Origin of the sequence: Arthrobacter sp. ZGTC131, from assembly GCF_002929275.1 — a bacterium.
In the GTDB taxonomy this organism is placed as follows: domain Bacteria; phylum Actinomycetota; class Actinomycetes; order Actinomycetales; family Micrococcaceae; genus Arthrobacter.
The window spans coordinates 76605-103294 of sequence record NZ_PJIK01000017.1; the positions used below are offsets into that span (position 1 = coordinate 76605).

Annotated in this window: 22 protein-coding genes and 1 tRNA gene; 8 read left to right on the forward strand and 15 right to left on the reverse strand. The window is 66.0% G+C overall.

Features of this window, described 5'->3' with window-relative positions; translation table 11 throughout:
- The first annotated feature begins 29 nt into the window (after nucleotides 1-29).
- The 3 genes from CXQ90_RS18350 to CXQ90_RS18360 all read left to right on the forward strand — a co-directional run bounded on the left by CXQ90_RS18350 (nucleotide 30) and on the right by CXQ90_RS18360 (nucleotide 4608).
- A complete protein-coding gene (locus tag CXQ90_RS18350) occupies nucleotides 30-1910 on the forward strand; it encodes an ABC transporter ATP-binding protein (RefSeq protein ID WP_104140788.1) in 1881 nt (626 codons plus the stop codon).
- The gene (locus CXQ90_RS18355; RefSeq protein WP_104140789.1) at nucleotides 1907-3781 is read left to right on the forward strand and encodes an ABC transporter ATP-binding protein; all 1875 of its coding nucleotides are present in this window, start codon (nucleotides 1907-1909) and stop codon (nucleotides 3779-3781) included. Before CXQ90_RS18350 ends, CXQ90_RS18355 begins: the two co-directional genes overlap by 4 nt.
- 563 nt (nucleotides 3782-4344) lie before the next feature.
- Nucleotides 4345-4608 carry a hypothetical protein gene (locus CXQ90_RS18360; protein WP_104140813.1) on the forward strand — a complete coding sequence of 88 codons (264 nt, stop codon included), beginning with the start codon at nucleotides 4345-4347 and terminating at the stop codon, nucleotides 4606-4608.
- 172 nt (nucleotides 4609-4780) lie between these two features.
- On the opposite strand, the gene CXQ90_RS18365 is transcribed toward CXQ90_RS18360, so the two are convergent.
- The 3 genes from CXQ90_RS18365 to CXQ90_RS18375 form a co-directional block, all read right to left on the reverse strand.
- A complete protein-coding gene (locus CXQ90_RS18365; RefSeq protein ID WP_104140790.1) occupies nucleotides 4781-5347 on the reverse strand; it encodes a hypothetical protein in 567 nt (188 codons plus the stop codon).
- Nucleotides 5348-5361: 14 nt separating this feature from the next.
- The gene (locus CXQ90_RS18370) at nucleotides 5362-6510 is read right to left on the reverse strand and encodes a zinc-dependent alcohol dehydrogenase (RefSeq protein WP_104140814.1); all 1149 of its coding nucleotides are present in this window, start codon (nucleotides 6508-6510) and stop codon (nucleotides 5362-5364) included.
- A gap of 155 nt (nucleotides 6511-6665) precedes the next feature.
- Nucleotides 6666-7166 carry a DUF2243 domain-containing protein gene (locus tag CXQ90_RS18375; protein WP_104140791.1) on the reverse strand — a complete coding sequence of 167 codons (501 nt, stop codon included), beginning with the start codon at nucleotides 7164-7166 and terminating at the stop codon, nucleotides 6666-6668.
- Nucleotides 7167-7296: 130 nt separating this feature from the next.
- On the opposite strand from CXQ90_RS18375, the gene CXQ90_RS18380 reads away from it, so the two are divergent.
- Nucleotides 7297-7373 (forward strand) — tRNA-Pro (locus CXQ90_RS18380).
- 57 nt (nucleotides 7374-7430) lie between these two features.
- Here the strand turns inward: CXQ90_RS18380 and CXQ90_RS18385 are convergent.
- The gene (locus CXQ90_RS18385; protein ID WP_104140792.1) at nucleotides 7431-7775 is read right to left on the reverse strand and encodes a hypothetical protein; all 345 of its coding nucleotides are present in this window, start codon (nucleotides 7773-7775) and stop codon (nucleotides 7431-7433) included.
- 129 nt (nucleotides 7776-7904) lie between these two features.
- Nucleotides 7905-8090 (reverse strand): hypothetical protein, encoded by a 186-nt coding sequence (locus CXQ90_RS18390; protein WP_104140793.1) that lies wholly within the window; start codon nucleotides 8088-8090, stop codon nucleotides 7905-7907.
- A gap of 130 nt (nucleotides 8091-8220) precedes the next feature.
- On the opposite strand from CXQ90_RS18390, the gene CXQ90_RS18395 reads away from it, so the two are divergent.
- Complete coding sequence (locus CXQ90_RS18395; protein WP_104140794.1) at nucleotides 8221-9483, forward strand: helix-turn-helix transcriptional regulator; 1263 nt, start codon at nucleotides 8221-8223, stop codon at nucleotides 9481-9483.
- A gap of 79 nt (nucleotides 9484-9562) precedes the next feature.
- Here CXQ90_RS18395 and CXQ90_RS18400 read toward each other — a convergent pair whose 3' ends face one another.
- Both CXQ90_RS18400 and purD read right to left on the reverse strand, forming a co-directional pair.
- Nucleotides 9563-10474 carry a phosphoribosylaminoimidazolesuccinocarboxamide synthase gene (locus CXQ90_RS18400; RefSeq protein WP_104140815.1) on the reverse strand — a complete coding sequence of 304 codons (912 nt, stop codon included), beginning with the start codon at nucleotides 10472-10474 and terminating at the stop codon, nucleotides 9563-9565.
- 44 nt (nucleotides 10475-10518) lie between these two features.
- Nucleotides 10519-11850, reverse strand: a complete 1332-nt coding sequence (gene purD / locus CXQ90_RS18405; protein ID WP_104140795.1) for a phosphoribosylamine--glycine ligase — start codon at nucleotides 11848-11850, stop codon at nucleotides 10519-10521.
- Between the two features lie 168 nt (nucleotides 11851-12018).
- Between purD and CXQ90_RS18410 the strand changes: the two genes are divergently transcribed.
- Both CXQ90_RS18410 and CXQ90_RS18415 read left to right on the forward strand, forming a co-directional pair.
- Entirely contained in the window at nucleotides 12019-13596 is a 1578-nt protein-coding gene (locus tag CXQ90_RS18410; RefSeq protein ID WP_104140796.1) for a molybdopterin-dependent oxidoreductase, read from the forward strand.
- 58 nt (nucleotides 13597-13654) lie between these two features.
- Nucleotides 13655-14671: an asparaginase gene (locus tag CXQ90_RS18415; RefSeq protein ID WP_104140797.1), complete on the forward strand. Its 1017-nt coding sequence runs from the start codon at nucleotides 13655-13657 to the stop codon at nucleotides 14669-14671.
- Nucleotides 14672-14762: 91 nt separating this feature from the next.
- On the opposite strand, the gene CXQ90_RS18420 is transcribed toward CXQ90_RS18415, so the two are convergent.
- Genes CXQ90_RS18420 through CXQ90_RS18435 form a run of 4 tightly spaced genes read right to left on the reverse strand, consistent with a single transcriptional unit; the run spans nucleotide 14763 to nucleotide 20554 of the window.
- On the reverse strand, nucleotides 14763-16193 hold the full coding sequence (locus tag CXQ90_RS18420; RefSeq protein WP_104140798.1) for a UDP-glucose/GDP-mannose dehydrogenase family protein: 1431 nt from the start codon (nucleotides 16191-16193) through the stop codon (nucleotides 14763-14765).
- 58 nt (nucleotides 16194-16251) lie between these two features.
- Complete coding sequence (locus CXQ90_RS18425) at nucleotides 16252-17367, reverse strand: nitrous oxide reductase family maturation protein NosD (protein WP_258064594.1); 1116 nt, start codon at nucleotides 17365-17367, stop codon at nucleotides 16252-16254.
- 8 nt (nucleotides 17368-17375) lie between these two features.
- A complete protein-coding gene (locus tag CXQ90_RS18430) occupies nucleotides 17376-19232 on the reverse strand; it encodes a right-handed parallel beta-helix repeat-containing protein (protein WP_181038620.1) in 1857 nt (618 codons plus the stop codon).
- Nucleotides 19229-20554 (reverse strand): glycosyltransferase, encoded by a 1326-nt coding sequence (locus CXQ90_RS18435; RefSeq protein WP_104140817.1) that lies wholly within the window; start codon nucleotides 20552-20554, stop codon nucleotides 19229-19231. Before CXQ90_RS18435 ends, CXQ90_RS18430 begins: the two co-directional genes overlap by 4 nt.
- Before the next feature lie 397 nt (nucleotides 20555-20951).
- Between CXQ90_RS18435 and CXQ90_RS18440 the strand changes: the two genes are divergently transcribed.
- Nucleotides 20952-21341, forward strand: coding sequence for a sterol carrier family protein (locus tag CXQ90_RS18440; RefSeq protein WP_104140800.1), 390 nt, complete (start codon nucleotides 20952-20954; stop codon nucleotides 21339-21341).
- 129 nt (nucleotides 21342-21470) lie between these two features.
- On the opposite strand, the gene CXQ90_RS18445 is transcribed toward CXQ90_RS18440, so the two are convergent.
- From CXQ90_RS18445 to CXQ90_RS18460, 4 genes are all read right to left on the reverse strand, one after another.
- A complete protein-coding gene (locus CXQ90_RS18445; RefSeq protein ID WP_104140801.1) occupies nucleotides 21471-22949 on the reverse strand; it encodes a cation:dicarboxylase symporter family transporter in 1479 nt (492 codons plus the stop codon).
- 224 nt (nucleotides 22950-23173) lie between these two features.
- Nucleotides 23174-23935, reverse strand: coding sequence for an SDR family oxidoreductase (locus CXQ90_RS18450; RefSeq protein ID WP_104140802.1), 762 nt, complete (start codon nucleotides 23933-23935; stop codon nucleotides 23174-23176).
- A gap of 25 nt (nucleotides 23936-23960) precedes the next feature.
- Nucleotides 23961-24704, reverse strand: coding sequence for an aspartate/glutamate racemase family protein (locus CXQ90_RS18455; RefSeq protein WP_104140803.1), 744 nt, complete (start codon nucleotides 24702-24704; stop codon nucleotides 23961-23963).
- A gap of 30 nt (nucleotides 24705-24734) precedes the next feature.
- Complete coding sequence (locus CXQ90_RS18460; protein WP_104140804.1) at nucleotides 24735-26303, reverse strand: NCS1 family nucleobase:cation symporter-1; 1569 nt, start codon at nucleotides 26301-26303, stop codon at nucleotides 24735-24737.
- Nucleotides 26304-26690 lie beyond the last annotated feature (387 nt).

Consider the following 26690-nt stretch of genomic DNA (forward strand, 5'->3'; position numbering starts at 1 on the left):
AAACTACATTCGCGAGTTGAGAAGCGGGCATGGCCAAGCAGAGTTCATTTTTCAGATCCGTCAGCCGACTGTACCCCCACGTTAAGCCAATCCTCCCCCGGCTGGTGATGGGGCTGCTATGCGCGCTCCTCGCCAGCGTCGTGGCACTCACCATTCCCCAGGTGCTGCGGGGCCTCATCAACGATTCCCTCAGGCCGGGCGCCACCGCGGCCGCCGTATGGTCCTCCGCCGGGCTCATCCTGGCCCTGGGCGTTGCCGAAGCCGCGCTGGTTGCGCTGCGCCGCACGTTCGTCATTAACCCGGCCACCACGGTGGAGACCAGGATGCGGGTCTCGCTGTACGGCCACCTGCAGGACCTCACCGTCTCCTTCCACGACCGGTGGGGGTCGGGACAGCTGCTCTCCCGCGCCATGACGGACCTGAACTTCCTCCGGCGCTGGATGGCGTTCGGCGCCATCATGCTGGTGGTGACCACGCTGACGGTGGTGATCGGCGTCGTCGTGATGTTCACCATGAGCTGGCAGCTGGCCCTCATTTTCCTCGCCGCGGCAGCACCCATCATGGTCTACGGCTTCCGCTTCAGGACACGCTTCAGCAAGGTGGCGCGGCGCAGCCAGGACCAGGCCGGGGACCTCGCCACGACGGTGGAGGAATCCGTCCATGGCATCCGCGTGCTGAAGGCCTTCGGCCGGAGCCGCGAAGCGCTGGAGACCTTCAACGGCCAGGCCGAGGAACTCCGCCAGACCGAGATCGCCAAGGCCAAACACCAGGCCACCTTCAGCATGGTGGTCACGCTCTTGCCGGAACTCGCACTGGGCGCCGGCCTGGTAGCGGGCGTCATGCTGGTGGCCGACGGGCAGCTCAGCATCGGGGCGCTCGTAGCATTCTTCGCCACAGCTGCCGTCATTGCGGCCCCCGTGGAATTCTCCGGCATGCTGCTGGCCATGGCGCTGACCGCCAAGAGCGCCCTGGACCGCCACTTCGAGGTCATGGATTCGGAGAACACCATCATCAGCCCTGCGGCACCGCGGCGGCCTGCCCAGCTGAAGGGTGCCCTGAGCTTCAACGACGTCACATTCGCCTATGACGATGCCCCGGACACGCCGATCCTCAAGGACATCCGGCTGGACATCCGGCCCGGCGAGACCATGGCGCTCGTGGGCATCACCGGAAGCGGAAAGAGCGCACTCCTCCAGCTCGTTCCCCGGCTCTACGATGTCACGGCGGGTTCCATCACCATCGACGGCGTGGACTTGCGCGACTTCAGTGTGGAGGACCTGCGCAGCGTGGTGGGCGTGGCGTTCGAGGACACCACGCTTTTCTCCAGCTCCGTCCGGGACAACGTGCTCCTCGGCGCCCGGACAGCGGAGGCCCCTACCGCGGGTGCCCGGACAGCGGAGGCACGGGCAGGCGCCGCCGGCGAGGACCCCGGTGACGGCCTCGAACAGGTCCTGGAGGAAGCGCTGGACACCGCCCAGGCCCACTTCGCTTACTCCCTGCCCGCCGGCCTGGACACGCTCCTCGGCGACGAGGGGCTCAGCCTGTCCGGCGGCCAGCGGCAGCGGATCGCCCTTGCCCGCGCCATCGCCGCCCGGCCCACGGTGCTGGTCCTGGACGATCCACTGTCCGCCCTCGACGTCAACACCGAAGAGCTCGTGGAACACCGCCTGCGGGAGGTACTCGCGGGCACCACCACGCTGATCGTCGCGCACCGGCCGTCCACCGTGGCGCTGGCGGACCGGGTGGCGCTGCTCGAAGAGGGCCGCATCGCCGCTGTCGGAACGCATGCGGAGCTGCTCGCCGGCAACGCCCACTACCGGTACGTCATCGCCAGCCTGGAGACGGAGCCGCGTGACCTGGACTCCGAACTGTCGGCCCTCGAAGACGAAGCAGAGGAACCCATCCGATGAGCAGCGCAGCATTCGGCACCGCCAACGAGGACAACGCCCACCTGAGCAAGAGCGACAGCAAGGCAGTTCGACGGCGGTCGCTCGCCTTGCTGGGGTCGCTGATCCGTCCCGTCCGGCTGCGGTTCTGGCTGACCATCGCCACGGTGGTCCTGTCGCAGGCGGCCCGCGTTGCCGGGCCTGCCCTGATTGCTTTCGGCATCGACCACGCGCTGCCGGCCCTGCGCACCGGCGACAACCTCCCGCTGGTGATCACCGGCGTCGCGTATTTCGTGGCGGCAGTGGCCGCATCCGTGCTGACGGCGCTGTATGTCACGTCGACGGCCAAGCTCAGCCAGGCGATGCTGCTGGACCTGCGGCTTCGGGTATTCCGCCACACCCAGCGGCTCAGCCTCGAATTCCACGAGAAGTACACCTCGGGCCGGATCATCGCACGGCAGACCTCTGACCTCGAGGCCCTCCGGGAACTGCTGGACTCCGGCATCAGCTCCCTGGCATCCGGGATGATCTTCATGGTGTTCACGGCGGTAACGGTCTTTGCCCTCGACTGGCGAAGCGGGCTGATTGTGCTCGCCGCCGGAGTGCCCATGTTTTTCCTTTCCCGTTGGTACCAGAAACACTCACAGATAGCATTCCGGGAATCCCGGGTGGTCTCTGCCCGGCTGATCGTCCACTTTGTGGAAACGATGACCGGCATCCGTGCCGTCAAGGCCTTCCGCAAGGAGCGCGAGAACGCCGCACGCTACGGGGAACTGGCCGACGAATACCGCAAGGTGACGGTCCGGTCCATCAACCTGAACGGCGTGTTCCAGCCCGGACTTGTCCTGATTGGCAACGTCTGTGTCGCCGCGGTTCTGCTGTTCGGCGGGTTCCGGGTGCTCACCGGTGACTTGGCCATTGGCGTGCTGTTGGCACTGATGCTGTCCACGAAGCGCTTCTTCCAGCCCGTGGACCAGATGGCTATGTTCTACAACTCCTTCCAAAGCGCCCAGGCCGCCCTCGAAAAGGTGTCCGGGCTGCTCGAGGAGGTTCCCACCGTCCGCCCGCCGCGGAACGCCGTCGAACTCCGCGACGCCCGCGGGACGGTCGAGTTCAAGGGCGTCGAATTCCGCTACGGCAGCGGACCGCTCATCATCCCGGCGCTGAACCTCACCATTCCGGCAGGCCAGACGGTGGCGCTGGTGGGCCAGACAGGCGCCGGGAAATCGACGCTCGCCAAACTGATCGCCCGCTTCTACGACGCCACGTCCGGCTCCGTGACGCTGGACGGCGTGGACCTGCGCCAGCTCGCCACGGCAGACCTGCGCCGGAACATCGTGATGGTCACGCAGGAGGCGTTCCTGTTCAGCGGCTCGGTGGCAGACAACATCGCCTTGGGCCGGCCGGAGGCATCACGTGACGAGATCGAGGCTGCCGCCCGGGCAGTAGGCGCGCACGAGTTCATCAGCGAACTCCCCGATGGCTACGACACGGACGTCAACAAACGCGGCGGCCGCGTATCCTCCGGCCAGCGCCAGCTGATCAGCTTCGCCCGGGCCGTCCTGGCGCGGCCTGCGGTCCTGATCCTAGACGAGGCGACGTCCTCGCTGGACATCCCTTCGGAGCGCCTTGTCCAGAGCGGCCTGGCCCGGCTGCTGCGGGGAACGGACGACGGCGGCCCTGCCGGCTCCGGCTCCGGCTCCGGTTCCGGTTCCGGCTCCGGGCGACGCACCGCCCTGATCATCGCGCACAGGCTGTCCACGGTGGAGACGGCAGACCGGGTGCTGGTCATCCACGACGGGCGGGTCGTGGAGGACGGAACCCCGGCGGAGCTCATTGGCGGCGGCGGGCGCTTCGCCCGTCTCCACGGGGCCTGGAAGGACTCGCTGGTCTGAGCCCTAGCCAAAACCTGGTCCGAGCACCGCCTCTTGAGTTCGATGAACGACGTAGCCCGTTGACCGCACCAAGGCGGCTTGGAAGTCACTCCTAGGGGCCGAGACTGCAGACAGCGGATATTACGCCAACCTACGCTTGGGGCTGGATGGCACCATGGCCAGATACTCCATCAGAAGACGGGCCGGCCGAGCGGCGGACCACCCGCCTGACGCTGGAGCAGACACTGCGCCAAACCCTCCACAGCCGCTTCCGGACCTGCGAGGGGTGGAGGGAAACTTTCCAGTGCATCCGGGCCTGTCCAGCCGTCCACGCTGACCTTTAGACTGAAGCTGTCGCCCCGGACCCCGGCTACTCATTCTTTGTTATGTCGAGGAGCAGCCAAATGTTTGGAAAACCAGAGCCCAAGAGCCCGCATCCGTTTCTTTTGCCTGGGCGGGGGCGTGGGCGGTGGCCAGACCCGGCGGTGCGGTCTGCGGCCGATTGGTTACGGCACCTAACCGAATCAGGCGTATGCGATCCCGGAGAGCGTCGGCCGCCGATGTCCGCGGTGTCGATGCACAAAATGACCACCAATGCACACTTTGACCGGTTTCTTACCGAAGCCATCGCTGCCGACCAGGAGGCAGGACCAGGGCTGGGGCCGGATGCACTGTACGGCCTGTACACCAGCTGGTGCCTGATCACCCACTCCCCTACGGCCCCTCCCAAGGTGCTATTTAGGGCGCTCAAGGACCTGCACGGCATCAGTCCCACGAGCAACGCCCTGGCCATGACCGGTCCTGCCGCGACCGACTACATCCTGGCCAGCGCGCCGAACGTCATCTGAATTTCGTGGCTCCAGGAGCCTTGTTGGGAGCCCATGAAAGGGCTTCTCGGATGATTTGGCGGGCGGGCCGGTGCCAGGCGCGGTTTTGATGAACGGCCCGGGCTGCGAGGTGGTTTCAGGCCCCTTGCAGGCAGGACGGGCGGCTGGTCGTTGGGCTACGGGAAGGCGCCTCCTAGGACCTGCGCCGGCCTAGGGCCCTAGCGATGGCGTACACGCCCGCGCCAGTGAGGATCCAGGGTCCCGCGACTATGGCTGGGTCAATCCACTGGTGGGCGAGATCGGCGCGTTTCCTGCCGAATCTCGAACGGACGCCATGCCCGGAGAACTCACTGAGTATCCCGGTTTCGGTGACAGGATTGTCCGGATGCAGCGAGATGAAAGACCCGAGGTGACCTTCCCACGCATTCACGCGGTCCGCGGCGAGCAGGATCAGCCAGTGAGCCGCCCTCCCCTCGCTGTACCGGTAGGCGAACTTCCGCATCATTCCGGAGAGGCCCGCGGGCGGAGTGGACGTACCGAAGACGGGGGTCAGGAACTTGTGCTCGACGGACCGTTCCCGTGGCCACTCCTCTTCCTGCCGCTCGGGGAACTCCCAGTGGGCGCCGGTGACGAGGTCGGTGCGTTCCCGCGGCACGGAGGGCCGGTCCTTCGGGTCCAGGTCTGCGCCCCATCCCGGGATGCGCGCGCGCAGCTGCTCGCTGGTTTCCTTGGGCTTCGGTTTGTCTGCTGTGTAGGGCATGGCGGCGGCTCCTTTCAGCTAGCGCTCGGGACGATGAGCGGCTTGATGATGTCATCGAGCTTGGCTGAGAACATGTGATACCCCTCGGCGATGTGTTCCAGCGGGATTCGGTGCGTGACGATGTCGCTGGGTTTGAGGTAGCCGTTTCGGACGTGCTCGAAGAGCCGCGGCCATTGGCGCTTGACCGGGCACTGGTTCATCCGTAGCGTCAGGCCCTTGTTCACGGCGTCGCCGAACTTGACGGCACTGAACATCGGACCGTAGGCCCCCATCACGGACACGGTTCCACCCTTGCGGACAGAGTCGATGGCCCAATTCAGCGCCACCGGCGACCCGCCCTGCAGCTTCAGCAGGGAGGACGTGACGTGCTGCGTGAGGTTGCCGTCCGCTTCTGCCCCTACGGCGTCGATCGCCACATCCGCGCCGAGGTAATCCGTGATTTTCTTCATGTGCACGACGATGTCGTCGTATTCCACGAAGTTGTACGTCTCAGCGTGGGCAAAGGTCCGGGCCTTTTCGAGGCGGTACTCGAGATGGTCTATGACGATCACCCGCCCGGCGCCCATCAGCCAGGACGACTTGGCGGCGAACAGCCCTACCGGGCCCGCGCCGAAGACCACCACTGTGTCGCCTTCGCTGATGTCGCCGAGCTGGGCACCGAAGTATCCCGTGGCGACGGCGTCCGTGAGCAGTACCGCGTCCTCTTCCTCCATCCAGTCCGGAATGAGGGAAGGCCCCACGTCCGCGAAGGGGACGCGAACGTACTCCGACTGCCCGCCGTCGTAACCGCCGCAGGTGTGGGAGTAGCCGTAGATCCCGCCCACGGCTGTCGCGTTCGGGTTCACGTTGTGGCAGTTGGAATACAGCCCCCGCGAGCAGAAATAGCACGAGCCGCAAAAGATGTTGAACGGGACCATTACCCGGTCTCCGGGCTTCAGGTTCTGCACCGAGCTTCCCACCTCATGGACCACGCCCACGAACTCGTGCCCGAACGTCATCCCGATGCGGGTATCGGGCATCATCCCGTGATAGAGATGCAGGTCCGAACCGCAGATTGCGGCCAGGGAAACACGCACAATCGCATCGTTGGGGTGTTCGAGCTTTGGAATGTCTTTTTCTTCCACTCGGACTTTGTACGGTCCGCGATACACCATTGCCTTCATCATTACCCCTCAGACGCTGGGCCGTTAGAGGGTCTTAGGCTTCCACCAGTCAGCGGCAGAGGTCAAGGACTTTTAGGCGTTGTGCTTTGGCCTGAGAGCACCCAGAATCCGTCGAGGCCCGCGCCCGGATCGAGTCCTTACCGAGTTCCGCCCCCTCATTCGAGTGAAGTCAGCCCACGCCTATGCAGCAGCCACCCGGCAACTATGAGCAACACGCTGACGACCAGGAACCCTAGATCCCAGGACAACGGGCCTCCCAGATCGTCCCGGACGTGGTGAATCTGGAGTATCTGGTGGTTGATGAGGCCTTCCACGACGTTGAAGATTCCCCATCCTGCGAGAACAAGGCCGAAGTGGAAGCTCCAGTTCGGCGCAAGCCGCCCTTGCCGCCAAGCACGAATGGTTGCGATATAGGCCGCGAGAACCAGCAGCCACATCACCAGGTGGAAGAACCCATCCACGAGCGTGTTCATTTCCAGGCCGGCTACCGTGTTGGTTGGGTGCTCGCCAGTGGCGCTCACCATGTGGTGCCACTGCAGGATCTGGTGCAGGACGATTCCGTCAACAAAACCGCCCAGCCCCAGCCCGAAGAGGATCCCTCCTGCTTTCGACGGCGGCCAGCCGGCTGCCCTGCCCTGCTGCCCCTGAGTCGCCATACGCGTACGCTACCGCCGGGGAAGGCGATGGGCAAAGGGAAATCCTGGCCGATGGACCAGGGGCCATGGCCTCGATTTCGCATGTGGAGCCTGCATCGGCTATCCTTGTAAAGTTGCTTTTGCAGCGGATCGGGATGTAGCGCAGCTTGGTAGCGCGCTTCGTTCGGGACGAAGAGGTCGCAGGTTCAAATCCTGTCATCCCGACCAAACAAAAGAGGGTCTCCCCACGGGGAGGCCCTCTTTTGCTCTTTGCTGCGGGCAGGCTCAGGGGCCCTGGTGGGTGATGTTCTGCCGTGCCTGCCCGTCCCCGAGCAGTGGCATCTGGATTCGGTTGGAGCCGTCGTCCGCCAGATAGTCGCCGCGGCTCTCGTACCCCTGGACCTGGTTCAGGTACCGGTGGCGAATCCGCAGGCCGAGAACGAAAAGTACCAGGGACTCGAGCAGCGCCGCGATGCCGATGATCCCCCAGACGAGAGTCCCGGCGTCGGCCGTTCCGCTAAGCACCTCGATGACCGATGCCCCGGCCACTGCGGCGACGATCAGCGACGTCCCCGCTATGGTCCACAGCAGGTACGCCCGCTGCAGCCCGCTGGCTTCGTGTCGGTTCATGTGATGCCCCTTCTCTGGTCCGTTCTTGATCCCGGCCTCAGATCCGGGCGGTAACAACGTGGGGAAAAGGAAAGGGCCCCGGGACATGGTTCGCGCATGTCCCGGGGCCCTGTTCCTGAGGAAAGCCTGCTACATAGGGTCAGGCCAGTTGCCGATGTTCATGTAGTTCGCGCTCATGGGGTCCGGCCAGTTGCCAATGGCAACAGTGGTCCCCGCGTGCTCAGCGGCGGGGCCAGCGGACAGAACGGCAGGGGCCGTGGCGGAGAATGCGAGGGCCCCGGCGAGTACGGCAGCGGCTGCAATCTTCTTCAACATGTGTGGTCCTCAATACGAGTCGGATTCGTTACAAAGTCAGCACTTTCCTTGTTGACATACATTGTAAAATGTTTTCCACAGGGCGTGTCAAGCATTGTGTACAAGACGTGTCCGGAATAAGGAGGATCCCGTGGGTAATGGATTCGGGGAGAAGCTCCGAGCAGAGCGGCTCGAGCGCGGCCTCACCCAGGCGGAACTGGGCAAGGACCTCTATTCCCCCAGCTATATTTCCTTGCTGGAAACCGGCCGCAGGGAACCCACAGCAGACGTCATCGAGGAGCTCGCCCGCAGGCTTGAGCTCGCGCCGAAGGCACTTGAAGCCTGGAGCCAGCCCATCTCCGTCAGCGACGCCGAATACGTGCTGGCGGGGCTGTACGCCCGGCAGGCCTGGGACCTGCGTGACTATGCCCTCGCCGCCGAACATGCCGCCACGGCCGCGCGCATTGCCTTGGAAGGCAAAAACACCAGCGCCTGGTGGAACATGACCTACATGCAGGCCGAGTGCCTTATGAAGCAGGGCCAGCTGAAGGAATGCCAGAGAGTCATGGAGCACCTGCTGGAGCACCCCATGGCCACGGAGTCCGCTGGGCTGGGGGTCCGTGCCCGCCAGATGCTCGCTGCACTGTGCCACGGGCAGGGCCAGTTGAGCGCCGCCGTCGAGCATGCCCAGAAGGCCGTGGAACAGTGCGCGCAGCTGCCCAAGGGTTCCACGCTGATCATCGGCGCGCTCCGGGCGCTGATCGGCGCCCTGGCGGAAAGCGGCCGGCTGGATGAGGCCTGGAAGTACTGCCAGGACATGAACGAGCAGATGGACGAGCACTCCATGTCCCAGCTGGCCGGCGAGGTGGCCTGGGTGATCGGGAACGTCGCGTTCATGCGGCACGACTACCCGGAAGGCATCAAGCACCACGAGCGCGCGGCCAAGCTGCTCTCCCCCGCGAACGACATCGACCTCTGGGCCCGCTTCAACAAGGCGTCGGCCGCGGTCCGGCTTTCCTCGGGGATCGTCGAACCCGAAACCCTGTCAGCCATCGAACGCGCCGAACTCGCGCTGTCCATCGTGGGCGGCAACAAGACGGACCAGCTCGAGGTGGCCTTCATCCGCGCCCGCTGGCTCTATCTCACCGGCGACATCGTGGCGGCAGTGCAGAAGCTGCGGGAGATCCATGCCGAGCGCGCCGCCCTGGCCAAGCACACGGCCGGCGAAGTGTCGCTGCTCCTGGGCAAGTCGCTCAAGGCAGCGGGCGAATCCGAGGAGGCGCTGGTCCTCCTCGAAGAGGCGCAGAAGGAGTTCAGCGCCGCCGGTGCGCAGGACCGCGTGCAGCAGGCCCTCGACGCCATGCTGGAGATCCGGCTCGCGCAGCGCCGGGCCGCCGCGGCCGAAGCAAGCTAGAAGAACGGAAGAGGCGCCCCCGGAACAGATCCCGGCGGGCGCCTCTTTTCGTGAGCTTCGTGAACTGGGTGAGCGTCAGCTAGCTGAAGGTCCGGCCGGTCAGCTTCTCGAACGCCTCGACGTAGCGGGCACGGGTGCGCTCCACGACGTCCGCGGGCAGGGCCGGAGGAGGCGTGTCCGAGGCCTTGTCCCAGCCGGACTCGGCCGAGGTCAGCCAGTCACGGACATACTGCTTGTCGTAGGAGGGCTGGGCCTTCCCGGGCTCGTAGGTTGCGGCGTCCCAGAATCGCGAGGAGTCGGGTGTCAGGACCTCATCGCCCAGCGTGATGGCGCCGGTCACCACGTCGTAGCCGAACTCCACCTTGGTGTCCGCGAGGATGATGCCGCGGTCGCGGGCCGTCCGCTCGGCCTTGGTGTAGATCTCCAGGGTCAGTTCACTCAGGCGCCCCGCGATGTCATCGCCCACCATGGACGCGACGGCGTCGTAGGTGATGTTTTCGTCGTGCTCGCCCACCTCGGCCTTGGCCGACGGCGTGAAGATGGCCTTCTCCAGGCGGGAGCCGTCCACCAGCCCCGCCGGCAGGGGGATGCTGCACACTGTGCCGGACTGCCGGTATTCCACGAGGCCGGACCCGGTGAGGTAGCCGCGGGCAATGCATTCGACCGGGAACATCTCAAGCTTCTTGCAGATCATGGCCCGGCCCTCAACGGCGGCGGGCACCCCGTCTTCCACCGTGGAGGCAAGGACGTGGTGCCCGACGTCCAGCTGGTCGAACCACCAGAGGCTCAACTGGGTCAGGATGCGGCCCTTGTCCGGAATTTCGCTGCTGAGCACATGGTCGTAGGCGCTGATGCGGTCGCTCGCCACCACCAGCACGCAGTCCTGCCCGAACTGCTCGCTGACGGACTCGTCGACTGGTTCGTACAGATCGCGGACCTTGCCCGAGTAGACGTGGTTCCAGCCCGGGAGTGCCGGGGGCACGGTGTCCAGTCCCCGCCTCGGCTCGCTGCTGTTGCTCTCACGTTCAGCCACTGTCATCCCTTTTCTTTAGGAGTGGAGCCGGCCTTGGCAGCCGACGCGGCGGCGGCACCTGAGGCCACCTTGATTTCACCGCGGGCGGCCTTGCCGCCGATGTCTGAACGGAACTGGGCGCCTTCCAGCTGAACCAGCTCCACGCCGTCGTACGCCTTTTCCCGGGCCTCGACGAGGTCCGAGCCCAGCGCCACCACGGCGAGCACGCGGCCGCCGGCGGAAACCACCTTGCCTTCGTCATCGAGCCTGGTCCCGGCGTGGATCACGTGGACGCCGTCCAGCTCGTCCACTTTCTTGAGGCCGCGGATGCGGTCGCCGGTCCGCGGGGTGTCGGGGTAGTTTTCGGAGGCAACGACGACGGCGACTGCCGTTTCCTTGGACCAGCGCAGCTCTTCCGCCTTGTCCAGTTCGCCCTTGGCGGCTGCCAGGAGCAGGGAACCAAGGGGCGTCTTGAGCCGGGCCAGGACGGCCTGGGTTTCGGGATCGCCGAACCGGACGTTGAATTCGATGACGCGGGTGCCGCGGGACGTCAGTGCGAGGCCGACGAACAGGACGCCCACGAAGGGGGTGCCGCGGTGGGCCATCTCGTTCACGGTGGGCTGGGCCACGCGGTCGATGACTTCCTGGACGAGGCCCTCCGGGGCCCACTCCAGCGGCGTGTAGGCGCCCATGCCGCCGGTGTTGGGGCCTTCGTCGTCGTCGTAGATGCGCTTGAAGTCCTGGGCCGGGGACAGTGCGACCGTGTTGCGGCCGTCGCAGAGGACGAACACGGAAACCTCGGGTCCGTCCAGGAATTCCTCGATCACCACGGTCCCGCCGGCGTCGAAGCAGCTCTGTGCGTGCGCGAGGGCATCGTCGCGGTTGTTCGTGACCACTACGCCCTTGCCCGCGGCCAGGCCGTCATCCTTGACGACGTAGGGTGCGCCGAAGGTGTCCAGGGCCGCTGCGGCTTCCTCGGCGTTGCCCGCCACGAGCGCCATGGCGGTGGGCACGCCGGCTTCGGCCATGATCTGCTTGGCAAAGGCCTTGGAGGCCTCGAGCTGGGCGGCCGCCTTGCTGGGGCCGAACACGGGAATGCCCGCTGCGCGGACGGCGTCGGAGACCCCCGCGGCGAGGGGCGCCTCCGGGCCTACGACCACCAGATCGACGTCAAGCCGGGTGGCGAGCGCCGCCACCGCATCGGGGTCGTTCGCGTCAATGGCGTGCGTGGGGACAAGCTTGCTGATGCCGGCGTTGCCCGGAGCCGCGTGGACTTCGGAAACGTTGGGGTCTGCAAGGAGGGAGCGGACAATGGCGTGTTCGCGGCCGCCGGGGCCAATGACGAGTACCTTCACAGTCTCCAAGCGTACTTTGTGGACAGCGCTGGCTCCTAAGCTGTGTCGGACCCCGGACGGCGGACCCCGGCCCCTGCCCGCTGCACTGCCGGCGGCCCGGCTGGCGGCCCGCCCACCGTTTCCGCCGCCGGGAACAATCCCCCGGACCCGCCGCTACGAACCCCGGTCATGAAGAAGCTCACGAAGTGGCTCAAGGGCCCGGCCCCGTTGGCGGCGCTGGCCGGCGTGGCGGCTGCCGCCGTCGTACTTTCCGTTGCGGAACTGATCGGCGCGTTCTTTACGGCGCGGGCCACCCCGCTGATCGCGCTGGGCTCAACGTTCATCGACTTCACCCCGCCGTGGCTGAAGGACTTTGCGATCGCCACGTTCGGCACCAATGACAAGGCCGCACTGTTCGTGGGCATGGGCCTGACCATTTTCCTGCTGGCCTGCGTGCTGGGCGTGGTGGCCTACCGGAAGTGGGCACTGGGCGTGGCCGGAGTGCTGCTGATGGGCGCCATCATCGTGGCCAGCGTGGTGACCCGTGCGAGCGTCAAGCCGGTGGATGCCGTGCCCACGCTCCTCGGAACCGTGGCCGGGCTCATCGTGCTGCGGCTCCTGGTCTCCAGGGTGTGGCGGCTGCAGTCCTTTCCCGATGCTCCGGCTGACGTCGGGGCAAAGGCGCCCGCCCGGCCGGCAACGACCCGGCGTGCCTTCTTCGCCGCAACCGGCCTGACCGCCGCGGCCGCGGGGGTCGCCGCGACCGGGGGCCGTTTGCTGAGCGCTGCCCGCAGCAACGTGGCGCAGGCCCGGGGGTCGCTCAGGCTTCCGTCGCCGGGCAAGGCAGCGGCTGCCGTTCCCGCCGGTGTGCAGTCCGCGGCGCCCGGCGTCACACCGTGGCTGACGCCCAACGGCGACTTCTACCGGATCGATACGGCCCTCAGTGTTCCCGAAATCAACGCCGACGAGTGGGAACTGCGCGTGCACGGCCTGGTGGAGCAGGAGGTCCGGCTGACGTTCCAGGACCTGCTCGACGCCGAGCTGATCGAGTCGCATGTGACCCTCACCTGTGTCTCCAACCCCGTGGGCGGCAGCCTCGCCGGCAACGCTAAATGGCTCGGGCTGCCCATCCGCGAAGTCCTCAAGCGTGCCCGGCCCAAGGAAGGCGCGGACATGGTGCTCTCCACGTCAATCGACGGGTTCAGCGCGTCCACTCCGCTGGAGGTCCTGCAGGATGACCGCGACGCCATGCTTGCCATCGGCATGAACGGCGAGCCGCTCCCGTTGGAACACGGCTACCCCGTCCGCATGGTGGTGCCCGGGCTGTACGGCTTCGTCTCCGCCACCAAGTGGGTGGTGGACCTCGAAGTGACCCGTTTTGCGGACAGCAAGGCCTACTGGACTCAGCGGGGCTGGTCCGAGCGCGGCCCCATCAAGACGATGGCCCGGGTGGAAGTCCCCAAATCCTTCGCTGTGGTGCCCGCCGGGCGGGTGGCGATCGGCGGAACTGCCTGGGCCCAGACAAGGGGCATCACCAAAGTGGAGGTCCAGATCGACGGCGCCGACTGGGCCCCGGCCGTGCTGTCCGAAGAGGCCTCCGTGGTCACGTGGCGGCAGTGGTCCTTCGACTGGGACGCCAAGCCTGGCCCGCACTACATCAAGGTGCGTGCCACGGACGGCACCGGCGAGGTGCAGACGGAGAAAAGGGCGGACCCGGTGCCGGACGGTGCCTCCGGTTGGCAGTCCGTCATGATCACGGTGGAGTAGGGCGGACCGGCCCCGTGGGGGTCCCGGGAATGCGAATCCGGCACCATAGACTTGGGCTATGCCACTACATTCGCATGCCACGTTCACTGTGGAGTCCGCCGTCGAACTAGCGGTCGTTGAACGGAGCGGATTCGTCGAATCCCGGCACATCGGAGCAGCAGTGGTCCTCGCCGCGGACGGCATGGTGGTCACGCAACTCGGTGATATCACCACGCCGATTCTTGCCCGCTCCACGCTGAAGCCCCTGCAGGCCCTCGCGGCCATGCAGTCCGGCGTTCCGCTGCGGGGCGCCCAGGTGGCGCTGGCCTGCGCCTCCCACACCGGCTCACTGGATCACATGGACGTGGTGGAAGGCATGCTGAAAGCCGCCGGCGTCAAGGAAGAGCAGCTTCAGTGCCCTGCCGCCTGGCCGCAGGACGAAACAGCCCGCACCTGGCTGACCCGCTCCGAGAAGGGAAAGTCACGGCTGGCCTTCAACTGCTCCGGCAAGCACGCTGCCTTCCTCTGGGCCTGCACGGAAAACGGCTGGGACACGCACAGCTACCTGGAGCCCAACCATCCGCTGCAGCAGCGCATCCGCACCGTGATCGAAGAGTATTCGGGCGAGCAGATCGCGCACCTGGGCATCGACGGCTGCGGCGCCCCCGTGGCCGCCATTTCCCTGACCGGCCTGGCCCACGCCTACTCCAAACTGGCGAAGGCGCCCGGCGACAAGAACTCCAACGCCCGGGCGGCCACGATCGCCACCTCGATGCTGGACTACCCGTGGGCCGTGCAGGGCCGGGGCGAAGCAAACACCATTGTGATGGAGGAGCTGGACGTCATTGCCAAGATCGGCGCCGAGGGGCTCCTGGTAATGGCAACGACGCAGGGCGTCTCGGTGGCGGTGAAGGTGCTGGACGGAAACCTGCGCGCCACCTCCCTGATCGGCCTAACCCTGCTGGCTGCCGCCGGCGCCGTGGATATTCCAGGCGTGTCCAGTGTGCTGGAAAAGGTGGTTGAGCCGGTCCTGGGCGGCGGCCGGCCGGTGGGCAGGATCCGCCTGGGGCACGCGGTTTCGGCCCTGCTGGACTAAGCCCAGCGCCTGCACCGCCCCCGCGGACCCTGCCCCGCCGGCTGTCCGACCGCCGCGCTGAAGCGACCGCCGCGCTGAAGCCGGCGCCGCCCTACAACGGAAGCTGCCGCGTGGCAGCCTTCTCCATGTCCTGGGGTGCCGGCACGTTCTCCACGCTCTGGGGCACCGGCACGGCGCGCTGGTACGGCCTGCCCAGCGCACGGTACTCCCACCCCTTAGACGTGTAGCGCTCCGGATCGAGGGCGTGGCGCCCGTCGAGGATGCGCCGGTGCCTGACCCTGGCGCCGAGGCTGTCCGGATCCGCCCGGCGGAATTCTTCCCATTCGGTCAGCAGTGCCACCACGTCGGCCTGTTCCACCGCTTCAGCCAGCGAACCGACGTAGTTGAGGTCCGGATAGAGGCGGTGGGCATTGGCGTTCGCCTCCGGATCATAAACCGTGACCACGGCGCCCTCCATGTACAGCAGCCGGGCCACGTCCAGGGCCGGGGCGTCCCGGACGTCGTCGGAGTTGGGCTTGAATGCCGCCCCGAGCGCGGCCACGCGCACGCCGGCGAGGTCGCCGCCGGCCAGTTCCCGGATCAGGTCAACGGTCCGGACACGGCGGCGGTTGTTGATGGAGTCGACTTCGCCGAGGAACCTGACGGCCTGCCCCACCCCGAGCTCCTCCGCGCGGTGTTTGAACGCCCGGATGTCCTTGGGCAGGCAGCCGCCGCCGAAACCCAGTCCCGGCTTGAGGAACCGCCCGCCGATGCGGGAGTCCAGGCTCAGGGCATCCGCCAGCAGGCTCACGTCCGCGGATGTGCACTCGCAGACCTCGGCCATGGCGTTGATGAACGAGATCTTGGTGGCGAGGAACGAATTCGCCGCGACCTTGACGAGTTCGGCCGTGGCCAGATCGGCGACGATGAGCGGAATTCCTTCGTCCAGGAGCGGAAGGAAAGTCCGCCGAAGAACGGCCTCCGCCCATGCCGATGCCACACCAAACACCAGGCGGTCCGGATGGAGTGTGTCCTGAACGGCGTAGCCTTCCCGCAGGAACTCCGGATTCCAGGCGAGCTCCAGTTCCGGGCCGAGCGGTGATATTGCCTGCACCATCTTCGTGAGCCGGGCGGCCGTTCCGATCGGAACCGTGGATTTGCCCACAAGGAGAGCCTTGCGCGTGATGCGGGCTGCGAGTTCCGAGAAGGCAGCGTCGACGTAACTCAGGTTTGCGGCTGTGGAATCGGCCGACTGCGGGGTCCCCACGCAAACGAAGTGGACGTCGCCGAACTGCGCCACCTCATCCATGTTCGTCGTGAAGTGCAGCCGGCCCGATGCCAGCGCCTCGTCGAGCTTCTCCGGCAGGCCGGGTTCGAAGAAAGGGACTTTGCCGGTGCGCAGCTGCGCGATCTTGTGATGGTCGACGTCGAACCCGAGGACATCGAAGCCCAAGACGGCCATGGCAATGGCGTGGGTGGCACCGAGGTATCCGGTCCCGACCACCGTGATTTTGGGCGCGCTGAAGGAAGCAAGGTTGTTCATTGGTTTCTCGATTCAATCTGGAGCGAATGAAGTGGCCGGGCTGGCCCGGCTGTTTCCCCTAGTCCGAGCTGCAGGGTTGGTTTGAGAGACCCTGGCCGGCCTGGGTGGCCCTGTTGCTGCACTCGACGACGTTTCCGCGCACCGGTTTCAGCGAGTAGCCGAGTCCCGGGCCGTTGACTTCCGCGGTGTTGTTGCGGAAGACATTGTTGGTCCCCCAACCATCAATAATTTCGTGCGTCTGGAATCCATCCTTGGGCGAATTCCTGCCCGTATTGCCTTCGATGGTCCAGCCCCTGCCTTTGACGTCAACCCAGGAGTCGGCGTCGGCGAGTGAAGAACCGTCAAAGGTATTGTTGAACAGCACGCCGTCCGACGTGCCTTCCTTGATATCGATGCATTCCGCCGTGGTGCCGGAGATGGTGTTGCCGATTATCCGATTCCGATCGCTCCTATCTGGTTCGCAATTGCTGATGTCGCACCAGTTGCTCTCTGCGGTGCCGACGTAGATCCCTTCCCCGAACTTGGGTTTCCTCGAGCCGGCTCCGCGGATGGTGTTCCCTACCACCTCGTTGTCGGAGCTGAACCTGCGCAGATGGATTGCCTCGTCGCCGGTTCCGCTGACGGAGATGCCTTGCAGCAGGGAGTTTGTGGTTTCATCGGCCATGATGCCTTTCTGACCGTTCCGGACCGTGAAGCCCTTGACGATCCAATGTGAAGCCCGGTTGAGGTGGAGCACGTAGCCGTCCTCGGTTCCTCCGCCATCCAGCACGGCGCCCGCCGCTCCGCACAACGTGATGGGTTTTGCGGCGGTCCCCTTGCCCGTTGCCACGAAGTTTCCGGTGTAGACGCCGTCGGCAAGCCGTATGACGGCTCCGGGTTCGGGCTTGGCCAGGGCCGCCCTCAGTTCAGACGCCGTGGTGACGGTGACTGATGCGCGCGGACAGCCCGCCGGGGCCGGCAAAGGAGCCGTCCCCGTCGGCCTGGCCGACGCGCCCGGCCCTCCTGTGGCCGCCGGTGTGCTTTCCGTCGCGGGTGTACTTTCGGTGCCAGAGCTGGTCCCCCCGGTGGGCGGGATGCCCTGCTGGCTCAACGCGATCGTGGCGGCAACAGCGGCGGCCACCCCGGCAACCATCACGAGGCCGAGGATGATCATCCACCGAGGGGCAAACCACATGCGCGCCATCAGTGCGGCGGCCTGACGTCTTCAAGGGCGATGATCCCCCTCGTCAGGGACGTCAGCGGCACGCGGTCCGCGTACGGGCTGCGGAACACGTGGCGGGACCGCCGTCCCTTAGCGGCCGCCGTCACCAGCAACAGGGCGCCGAGCATGAGCCAGATGAAGGTGAGCGGCTGGAAGACGGAGTCCACCACCCGTTCCACGGTGTAGGCCGGAGCCCATCCTAAGAGGTCGTTCTCGCCCAGTTCCTTGGCAGTTGACTGTTCCTTCCAGATGGCGGTGGATCCATAGCCGGCGATCGAGTTACCCTCTACGGCTGTGTCCCTCACATCGCCGAGCAGTGTGACCGCGTGGTTGGAGATGTCGGTCAGCGTGTTGCCCGTGATCTCGGCGTGGGCGTCCCGCACGTAAATCCCGGTGTCGCCGCCGGCGATAGTATTTCGGGTCACGTTGGCCCGTGCCTCGGCATCACGGACAGCGACCGCCTGCCGCACTTGGTCGCGGAACTCGTTCCCGGCGATTGTCACGCCCGTGGCGCCGTTGTTCACCACCACGCCGACGTCGTTCTTCACCAGGACGCTGTCCGCGACTGTGAGGTTGCTGCCGCCGCTGAGCTCAACGCCGTAGCGCGCGTTCCGCTCGGCCCGGCTGCCCGTCACGCGGTTGCTGCCATAGGCGTCCACCGCGGTCCCAACGGCATTGGGCCCGTCGGCGAGTGGCCGCCCGTCGAACGTCATGCCGTTGCGCCCGTTGCCGCGGGCGTCCACGGTGTCAAGGGTGACGCGGGTGGTGGACCTGCCCACGCTGAAGCCGTCCACGGCGTTGCCGGAGGAACTGGTCCGGGCAATGGAGGCGTCCGCGACATAGCGGTGCAACACCAGGCCGTCGACGAGGCTCCGCGTAATCACCGTGTCGCGTATGGCGATGTCCCTGGCGTTGGTCACAAAGAGGCCGAAAGCATTCTTGTCCACTCGGAGGTTCTCGATTCCCGCAGTGACCAAACTGTAGTCCTGCGCCGACTGCTTGAACAGGGTGGTCAGCTCTTTGTCGGGGAGGAGGCGCGCTCCTGCCGAGGCTGCCGCTGTCTCCGCCGGCGTGGGGGGCTTCTCACTGAAGGTGCTCACGGCGTCCGTGCCCGTGAGCGAGAGGCCCCCGGTGTTACCGCTCCAGAAGCCGAGGTTGGACACGTGGGAATGCGAAATGGACGCGTGGCCGCCGATGACCCTGATGTAGGCGCGGCCGTCGGCTGTTACGGTGTCCGGCGCGCCCTTGGTGCTATCCCAGCTGGTGACGGTAGCGGTGGACGCCGCGGCGCCGCCGATCGCGAGCGAGCCGCCCAGGGTCACCACCGAGACAAAGGATTCGGGGCCGCTCTCCATCCGGAGCTTCAGTCCCTGGTCCGGCGCCGGTGCGTTCAGGATGAGCGTTGCGCCGGCCAGCACCACGACGCTCTCGGACAGCAGGTAGTGGCCGCCCGGCTGTGCCCGGAACGACTTGGGCGCGAGGGCCAGGAGGTCTTTGGTGGTGTAGGCCGCCTTCCGCGCAGGCAGGATGAGGGTATAGGCCGATCCCGTCCGCAAACGGTAGGGCCCTTCCAGTCCTTCGACGCGCCAGCGGGCTGCGGACGCGATGGTGCGGACGTAGACCAGGCGTTCATCCTCGCGCTCGACGAGGCTGGCTTCCGTGGCGGGGTTTCCGGTGTAGAGCCGCCCCTGCACGTTGCCGTTATCGGCAATTTCGTTCCGCCCCTTGGCGTCGGCGGCGCTGATGTTCCGGCTGTTTCCCACGTAGATCAACCCGGCCGCCACCGCCGCGACAACCAAGACCGAGAGAATGATCCACAGGGGCCTCCGGCCACTCATGCCGTTAGCCCCTTGGCGTCGATTGCCGTTCCGCCCGGGACTGTTGCGTCCAGAACCGTGGTATCGAGGGTCTTGGCGTCCTGGCCGTCCCCGCCCGTCTGGTCGGCGTGCCTGGTGAGCCATCCCTGTTTGTTCATCGTGGCGAAAGCATAGACCTTGATGGGGAGGGCCACCAGGATGACGGTGAAGGCCAGAACCGGCAAGATCAGGATGTCTCCTGGGTGGCGTCGCAGGTGGGAGATGCCGCGGACGGCGCGGCCCAGAAGCAGCCAGCAAAGCGCGGCCGTTGCCCCGAGCGGAGTCGGATCAAGCCTGTTGAAAATGAGGTAAAACAGCGTCAGTCCCATGGTGACCGGCGTCAGCAGGATCTGCAGGACAGTGACCTTAGTGACGAACGGAACCCGCCACAGCCACCCATTGGCTATCGCGGTCAGGTAGCAGCGGTACGAATTGCGGCTCCAACGGACCCGTTGCTTGACGAAGGCACGGAAGCTGGACGGGAACATGGAGACTGCCCGCGCCGTGGACTGGTGGACGGTCTTATAGCCGGACGCGAGCACCAGCCACGTCAGCCGCCCGTCGTCACCTGAGATGCAGCGGCGGCCCATGAAGTACTCGTTTTCGAGATGTTCCAGGACAGGAAGGACGGCGCTCTTCCGGTACACCGCTGTCCGCCCCGAGACGCACGGCACTGCCCCGGCCCGGCCCATGGCCGGCACGTAGTCGAGATACCGCAGGTTCACGAGCCAGTCGGCGACCCGGCGCCACACGCTTGAGTTCCGCTGGTACACGTTCTGGTGTGTCCCCACGCCGCCCACCGCGGGGTCCGCGAAGGGCATCTGCACGTTGGCCAGCAGCCCCGGCTGCCACCAGGTGTCGGAGTCCGTCAGCACCAGGATCTCGTACTTGGCCAGCCTCATGCCCGCACCCAGCGCAGAGCGTTTGCCAACATGGTGGAAGAGGACGGGCCTGACCGTGCTATCGCCCAGGGCGGTGATGCGCCGGAATGCTTCGAGATCCTCGACGTCAAGGACGATGATGATCTCATCCGGCCTCTGCCTCCGCCAGGACTCCAGCGCGCTCATCAGAATATCCGGGTCCTCGTGGAATGACGGGACGATGACCGAGGTTGTGGCGCGGAAATTGTTCCAAACCGGCCTTGCGCGCCGGGAAAGGACAAACCGGTAAACCCAAAGTCCCCACACGATGGCTCCTGCTACGGCCAAGGGGAAATAAGGCGAGACTTCGGTATAGAAGTCGCTGAGGCTCGCCCAGCTGAATTGGTTCAGGACATCAGTGATTTCGTGAGGAAGGGCGCTCATGATCGGTCCTTCGGTGTTTTGGATGTCGGAGGGAACGGCTGCCAGGGGTTTCGCCTGCAGATGTCCGTGCCGCCACCGGGGGTCCGGCGGCCGGCTGGGTCGTTCGTTGAGGCTCTGCGGAAGAAGTCGGCTGATGTTGCTGTCGATTCTCCGAAGGGCCTCACTAGAAAGCATGCTGGCCATCCCGTGGGCGGCGCTATGAGGCAAAACACCCGAATTTCCGAAACCGAGTACTCGATTTTCCCGGGGCCGGATACCTGCTTTCACTCGGGTGAAAGTTCGGAACCTACCCGCCCTACGCTGCGCGGGCCCCGGCCGGCAGGCCAGAACAGCTTGGATCCGGGGCAGGTGACGTAGGGTATTGACGGAAGAAGATCGAAGTGGAGGTGCCAGGCCGTTGGCTGTTTCCCGACGCCGGATTGACCCTGACCAGGGCCGCGCCGCAGTGGCCCAGTGGGCGGCCGGCGGCATGCCGCCGTCGGCATCTTCTGCCGCTGCGGAGGTCCCCCGGTCCGTGATCGCGACAGCGGTGCGGTACTCCCTCGAGGAAGTCACCGCCCGGGCACCCGGCAACTCCGTCGAGGTCCGGGTGCCGCCGTTCGGCGTCACCCAGTGCGTCGAAGGGCCGCGCCACACGCGCGGCACGCCGCCGAACGTCATAGAGTGCGACGCCGCCACCTGGCTTGCGATGGTGACCGGCCGGATGAGCTGGGCGGACGCCGTGGACGCCGGACGGGTTGCTGCCTCCGGGCTCCGGGCCGACCTGTCGGCGCTACTGCCTCTGTAACAACCGCACCTGTAAATGCCTCAGGGCCCGTAACGCATCAGCCCCCTAATGCGCGAAACTCCGCCCCGGGAATTCCGGGGCGGAGTTTCGCGGGCCACGCGCTGGAGGTGCGCCCAGTGTGCGGTCCGGTTATTCGTGGTTGATGGCCGCCGAGGGCTTGCTCATCTGGAACTCGGGGATCTGGTCGGCGGTCGGGCCGCCGCGGAACTTGGGTGACGGCTGCCCGCCCCCGCTGATCCGTTCAAGTTCCTGGTCTTCGAAGTCGTCCTCGACGCCGAGCATGATCGCCGAATCGTGGTTGGTGATCTCGCCCTTGAAGGCCCGGGCCATGACGCCACGGTCGAACTGGCCCTCCCACTTGGAGACCACGAACGTGGCCACGCAATTGCCCAGCAGGTTCACCACCACCCGCATGGAGTCCATCAGGCGGTCAGCCCCGAGGAGGAGGGCGACGCCGGCAACCGGGAACATGCCGAGGGCTGCGGCCGTGGCGGACAGGGCCAGGAAAGACGAACCGGGGACGCCGGCCATGCCCTTGGACGTCAGCAGGAGGACTCCCAGTGCCGCGAGCTGCTGCCCCAGGTCCAGGTTGTGGCCGAATGCCTGGGCCAGGAACAGCAGGGAAATCGAAAGGTAGATCGCGGCGCCGTCGAGGTTGAACGAGTAACCGGTGGGAACCACCAGGCCCGTGGTGGCACGGGAGCAGCCCGCGTTCGTCAGCTTGGTCATGATGCGTGGCATGACGGCCTCGGTGGATGCCGTGCCGAGGGCCAGGAGGAACTCCTCCCGCGTGTACTTCAGGAACTGCCACAGCGGGACGCGTGCGACCCCCCAGGCCACGAGGAACAGGAGGCCGATGAAGACGATGGCTGCGCCGTAGCAGGCGGCGATGAGCTTGGCGTAGGTTCCGAGTGTGTCCAGTCCGTATTGGCCGATGATGAACGCCATGGCACCGAACGCGCCGACCGGTGCCACCTTCATGATCCAGGACATGATCTTGAAGATCAGTTCCAGGACCGTCTCCATGAGGCTGACAACCGGCATGCAGCGCTCGCGGCCGATGACGACGATCGCCGCCCCGAAGAACACCGAGAAGAAGAGGACCTGGAGCAGGCTGTTGCTCGCGAAGGCGCCGATGACGCTGGTGGGAATGATGTCCAGGATGAACGATGCGGCATCCTTGGGCGCGGCGTGGCCGGTCTTGGCGTCGAGCGCTTCCTGCGACAGGGTGCTCGGATCGATGTTCAGGCCGGCTCCGGGCTGGACAAGGTTGCCGACAACCAGGCCAAAGACCAGGGCGAAAAGCGTGGCCGCTGTGAAGTACAGAAGTGCCTTGACTCCTACCCTTCCGACCGCCTTGACGTCGCCTACGGCCGAGATCCCGGTGACGATCACCAGGAAAATCAGCGGCGCGATGATCATTTTGATGAGCTGGATGAAGCCGTCACCGAGCGGCCTCAGTTGAGCGCCAAGGTGCGGCCAGAAATGCCCTATGAGAACACCTGCCACGACGGCGATCAGAATTTGGAAGAAGAGCGACCTATACAGGGGCTTCTTCTTCGACGGCGCCGAACTCGCCTTCAGCGCCGCGGAATCTGGGATCTTCATTGATCTGTACCTATTCAATCGGGGGACAGCCCCGGAATATCGGGGTCTGATTCCAAAGTAACCCCGCTCACATTATTCCGCAAGGGGATAAACTATTTCCATATTGCGGAATCAGGGCCCGCGTTCCGGGCACGCGAAAAATCCGCTGCGCTATCGGACATCCGCGCACGGGATCCCCGGTGCGGATGTCCGAAAACGTAGCGGAAGCGGTGCGGGAGCCGCTGCTAGCCGCGGCCGATGAAGGGCATGCCGGCGGCCGTGATCACCACCGAGCCGACGCTGGCTGATGGGGGCATGCCGGCCATCATGAGGACCGCGCGGGCGGCGTCCTCTACAGGGAACATGGGCTCGACCTTGCGCGTGCCGTCGGCCTGGAGGGCGCCGGAGCCCACGCCAATGGTGTCCATGATCTCGGTGGCGGTATTGCCGATGTCGATCTGGCCGCACGTAATGCCGAAGGCGCGGCCATCCAGCTCGATGCTCTTGGTCAGGCCCGTCATGGCGTGTTTCGTGACGGCGTAGGCCACGGTCCGCGGCCGGGGCGAATGCGCGGAGATGGAACCGTTGTTGATGATCCGGCCGCCCTGCGGGCTCTGCGTCTTCATGGCGCGGACGGCCGCACCGGCGCAGAGCAGCGATCCGGTCAGGTTCACGGCCACGGTGGCTTCCCAGTCCGGGAGGCTGATCTCATCCACCGACGCCGCCGGGCCGAAGACCCCGGCGTTGTTGAACAGCACATCCACTCTCCCCCACCTGCGGAGGACGGCGGCGAAAAGGCGCTCGACGTCGTCGGGCACGGTGACGTCGCAAGGCACCGCCAGCGCGTCCGGGTGGCCGCCCGCCGTTTCGAGCAGCTGTGCCTCGCGCCGGCCGGCCAGGGCCACGCGGTAACCGTCGGCGAGCATTTGGCGGGCCACCGCCCGGCCGATGCCGGACCCGGCCCCGGTTACGACGGCGACGGGTCCGGGCGTTGGCGTGGCGGTCATGCGGTACTCCTGCTGGTTTTCTGGCTTATTGGGTGGCGGGGACATCCGCTCCGACCAGTGGCCAGCCTATGACGGTCTTGGGCCGGGGCGTGGCGTAAGTCCGGACCTTGGACGTGGAGAGCCGCATCCGGACGAGCGATTCCGCAATGGTCACCGCGGCCGCCACGCCGTCCACCACGGGAACTCCAGCCCGCTGCCGGATCTGTTCGTCGAGGCCCGCCATGCCGCCGCAGCCCAGGACGATCACCTCGGCCTTGTCCTCGCGGACGGCAAGCAGCGCCTGTTCGATGATGGCCTCGACGGCGCGCTCGGGCTCCTCCTCCAACTCCAGGACGGCCATGCCGCTGGCCCGCACCGACGCGCACCTGGCATCGAGGCCGGCCAGCTTCAGCCGGTCCTCGATGAGCGGCACCGCGCGGTCAAGGGTGGTGACCACGGAGTACTTGTGGCCCAGGAACATCGCAGTGCTGGCAGCGGCCTCGGTGATGTCGACGACGGGCACGTCCAGCAGCTCCTGGAGCCCTTCCCGGCCATGTTCGCCGTAGCCGGCCTGGATGACGGCGTCGAACGGCTCAGGGTAGCTGACTACGCGGTCCATCACGGCGATCGCGGCGAGGTAGCTTTCAAAATTGCCCTCGCAGGAATCCGCGCCGAACCGCGGAGTGAGCCCGACGACCTCGGTGCCGGGCGCCGCGATCCTGCGGGCCTGCTCGGCGATGGAATCCGTCATGGACCGGGTGGTGTTGACGTTGGCGACGAGAATGCGCATGGAGTCCTCTTGGATTGCGTGGGTGGCGGGTCAGTGGGTGCTGGCGACGGCGATGGACTCGCCGTCGACGTCCTCGAACTGCTGCTTGCGGTCGGCGATCAGGTAGTACGTCAGGGCGCCGATCCCCGCGCCGAAGAACCAGGCAAACGGGGCCGCCGCTTCGAGGGCCGGCACAAAGGCGATGAGGATGGCGACGGCGGAGGCTGGCAGGAGCGCGATGATCGCCTTGGGATTCACGCCCTTCTTGTAGAAATACGCACCGCCGGGGTGCTCGCTGTACAGCTCGGGGACGTTGACCCTGCCGCGGCGGAGCAACCAGTAATCGGCCATGACCACGCCGAACAGGGGGCCGAGCAGGGCCCCGAGTCCGCCGAGGAAGTACACGATCACCAGCGGATTGTTGTAGAGGTTCCACGGCAGGATGACCAGGCCGATGGTGCCGCTGACCCAGGCGGCCTTGCGGAAGTCCAGATGCTTGGGGAAGAGGTTGGTCAGCGCGTAGACCGGGGCGACGAAGTTGGCCATCAGGTTCACGGCGATGGTCAGGATGAGGATCGCGAGGCAGGCCAGCACCAGGAAGAGCGTGCTGGGAATGCTCTCGACGATGTCCGAGGGCGTTTCGATGATGGTGCCGTTGATCTTGTACTGCCCGCCGGCCAGGACCACCACGATGGCGCCGAACAGGAGCATGTTGATCGGGATGCCCCAGAAGTTTCCGCGGACAATGGACTTCTTGGAGACGGCGGATCGGGTGAAGTCGCAGAAGTTGAGGACGAAGGTGCCGTAGATGGACACCCAGAGGGCGCCGCCGGCGAAGATGGTCCGCCACATGTCGCCGCCTTCAAGCCCACGGATGCCGGTCCACTGAATGGCGCCGCGGGCCTCGATGAAGACCCAGACGGCCAGCAGGACCATGGTCAGCAGGATGATGGGACCGGCGAATGCCTCGTATTTGCGGATCATCTCCATGCCGAAGCTGACGATCACCAGCTGCACGATCCACAGCGCCACGAACGCGATCCAGCCCAGCGTGGACAGGCCGAGGATGGAGTTGGTGTCCAGCTCGCGCAGTGATGGGACCATGGCCACGAGCATCACCCGGAGCACCACCGAGGCCAGGAAGGTCTGGATGCCGAACCATGCCACGGCCACCGCGCCGCGCAGCAGGCTCGCCAGCTGGGCGCCGCGGATGCCGAAGCTGATCCGGCTCATGACGGGAAAAGGAACGCCGGTTTTCTGGCCCATGAAGCCGGAAAAGCTGAGCAGCGCGAAGAGAAGGACTGCGCCGATGGCCAGGGCCATGAGGATCTGCCAGCCGCCGAGGCCGAGGGAAAAGAGTCCGACGGCGAAAGCGTAGTTGCCGAGGCTGTGGACGTCGTTCGCCCACAGGGTGAAGATGCTGTAGCCGGTCCACCGGCGGCCGTGCCGCTTGGTGGGAGCGAGGTCGGCGTTGTAGAGGCTGGGGCTGATGTCGCGGCCGGAGACGGCGCTGGCCGCCTCGCAGAGGGCGTCAACGCCCGTGGCAGGATGGACCGGCCGGCCCGACAACGCTGTCGGGGCGGGAGCCGTTTCGACGCCGACTGATGGGGTCGTCTGCATCTGGATCTCCAGTTCTGAAGGGAAGGGTGGGGCGGAAAGTCGATGTTTCCGTAAGTACCAATTCCGCTTAGCGGAAACTAGGTTTTGAAGAGTGGAATTACCCTATGACCTGGATCACCCCACCGTCAAGGCTGCTCCGCCTCGCCTGGCGGTCACAATCGGCACGAGGCCGCCATGAAGCCCTGATTCGAGCCCAACCCGGCGGCCCGCCTTGACCCGCTCCTCCTCCGCTGCCTAATCTCGAACAGCAAGAATGTTTTCTCACAATATGAAAACATGAGCCCAACATTCAAAGATGAAACGAGGCTGCCGTGGCTGCAGGAGAAGATACCTCCCATATCCTCAGCGGGTTGACTAACCAGCTGCCTGATCGTGATCCGGAAGAGA

Excerpts from the sequence above, each read along its gene's own strand:
- CXQ90_RS18350 (WP_104140788.1), top strand. The coding sequence starts at position 30 with ATGGCCAAGCAGAGTTCATTTTTCAGATCCGTCAGCCGACTGTACCCC.
- CXQ90_RS18355 (WP_104140789.1), top strand. The coding sequence starts at position 1,907 with ATGAGCAGCGCAGCATTCGGCACCGCCAACGAGGACAACGCCCACCTG.
- CXQ90_RS18360 (WP_104140813.1), top strand. The coding sequence starts at position 4,345 with ATGACCACCAATGCACACTTTGACCGGTTTCTTACCGAAGCCATCGCT.
- CXQ90_RS18365 (WP_104140790.1), bottom strand. The coding sequence starts at position 5,347 with ATGCCCTACACAGCAGACAAACCGAAGCCCAAGGAAACCAGCGAGCAG.
- CXQ90_RS18370 (WP_104140814.1), bottom strand. The coding sequence starts at position 6,510 with ATGAAGGCAATGGTGTATCGCGGACCGTACAAAGTCCGAGTGGAAGAA.
- CXQ90_RS18375 (WP_104140791.1), bottom strand. The coding sequence starts at position 7,166 with ATGGCGACTCAGGGGCAGCAGGGCAGGGCAGCCGGCTGGCCGCCGTCG.
- CXQ90_RS18385 (WP_104140792.1), bottom strand. The coding sequence starts at position 7,775 with ATGAACCGACACGAAGCCAGCGGGCTGCAGCGGGCGTACCTGCTGTGG.
- CXQ90_RS18390 (WP_104140793.1), bottom strand. The coding sequence starts at position 8,090 with ATGTTGAAGAAGATTGCAGCCGCTGCCGTACTCGCCGGGGCCCTCGCA.
- CXQ90_RS18410 (WP_104140796.1), top strand. The coding sequence starts at position 12,019 with ATGAAGAAGCTCACGAAGTGGCTCAAGGGCCCGGCCCCGTTGGCGGCG.
- CXQ90_RS18415 (WP_104140797.1), top strand. The coding sequence starts at position 13,655 with ATGCCACTACATTCGCATGCCACGTTCACTGTGGAGTCCGCCGTCGAA.
- CXQ90_RS18420 (WP_104140798.1), bottom strand. The coding sequence starts at position 16,193 with ATGAACAACCTTGCTTCCTTCAGCGCGCCCAAAATCACGGTGGTCGGG.
- CXQ90_RS18425 (WP_258064594.1), bottom strand. The coding sequence starts at position 17,367 with ATGTGGTTTGCCCCTCGGTGGATGATCATCCTCGGCCTCGTGATGGTT.
- CXQ90_RS18430 (WP_181038620.1), bottom strand. The coding sequence starts at position 19,232 with ATGAGTGGCCGGAGGCCCCTGTGGATCATTCTCTCGGTCTTGGTTGTC.
- CXQ90_RS18435 (WP_104140817.1), bottom strand. The coding sequence starts at position 20,554 with ATGAGCGCCCTTCCTCACGAAATCACTGATGTCCTGAACCAATTCAGC.
- CXQ90_RS18445 (WP_104140801.1), bottom strand. The coding sequence starts at position 22,949 with ATGAAGATCCCAGATTCCGCGGCGCTGAAGGCGAGTTCGGCGCCGTCG.
- CXQ90_RS18450 (WP_104140802.1), bottom strand. The coding sequence starts at position 23,935 with ATGACCGCCACGCCAACGCCCGGACCCGTCGCCGTCGTAACCGGGGCC.
- CXQ90_RS18455 (WP_104140803.1), bottom strand. The coding sequence starts at position 24,704 with ATGCGCATTCTCGTCGCCAACGTCAACACCACCCGGTCCATGACGGAT.
- CXQ90_RS18460 (WP_104140804.1), bottom strand. The coding sequence starts at position 26,303 with ATGCAGACGACCCCATCAGTCGGCGTCGAAACGGCTCCCGCCCCGACA.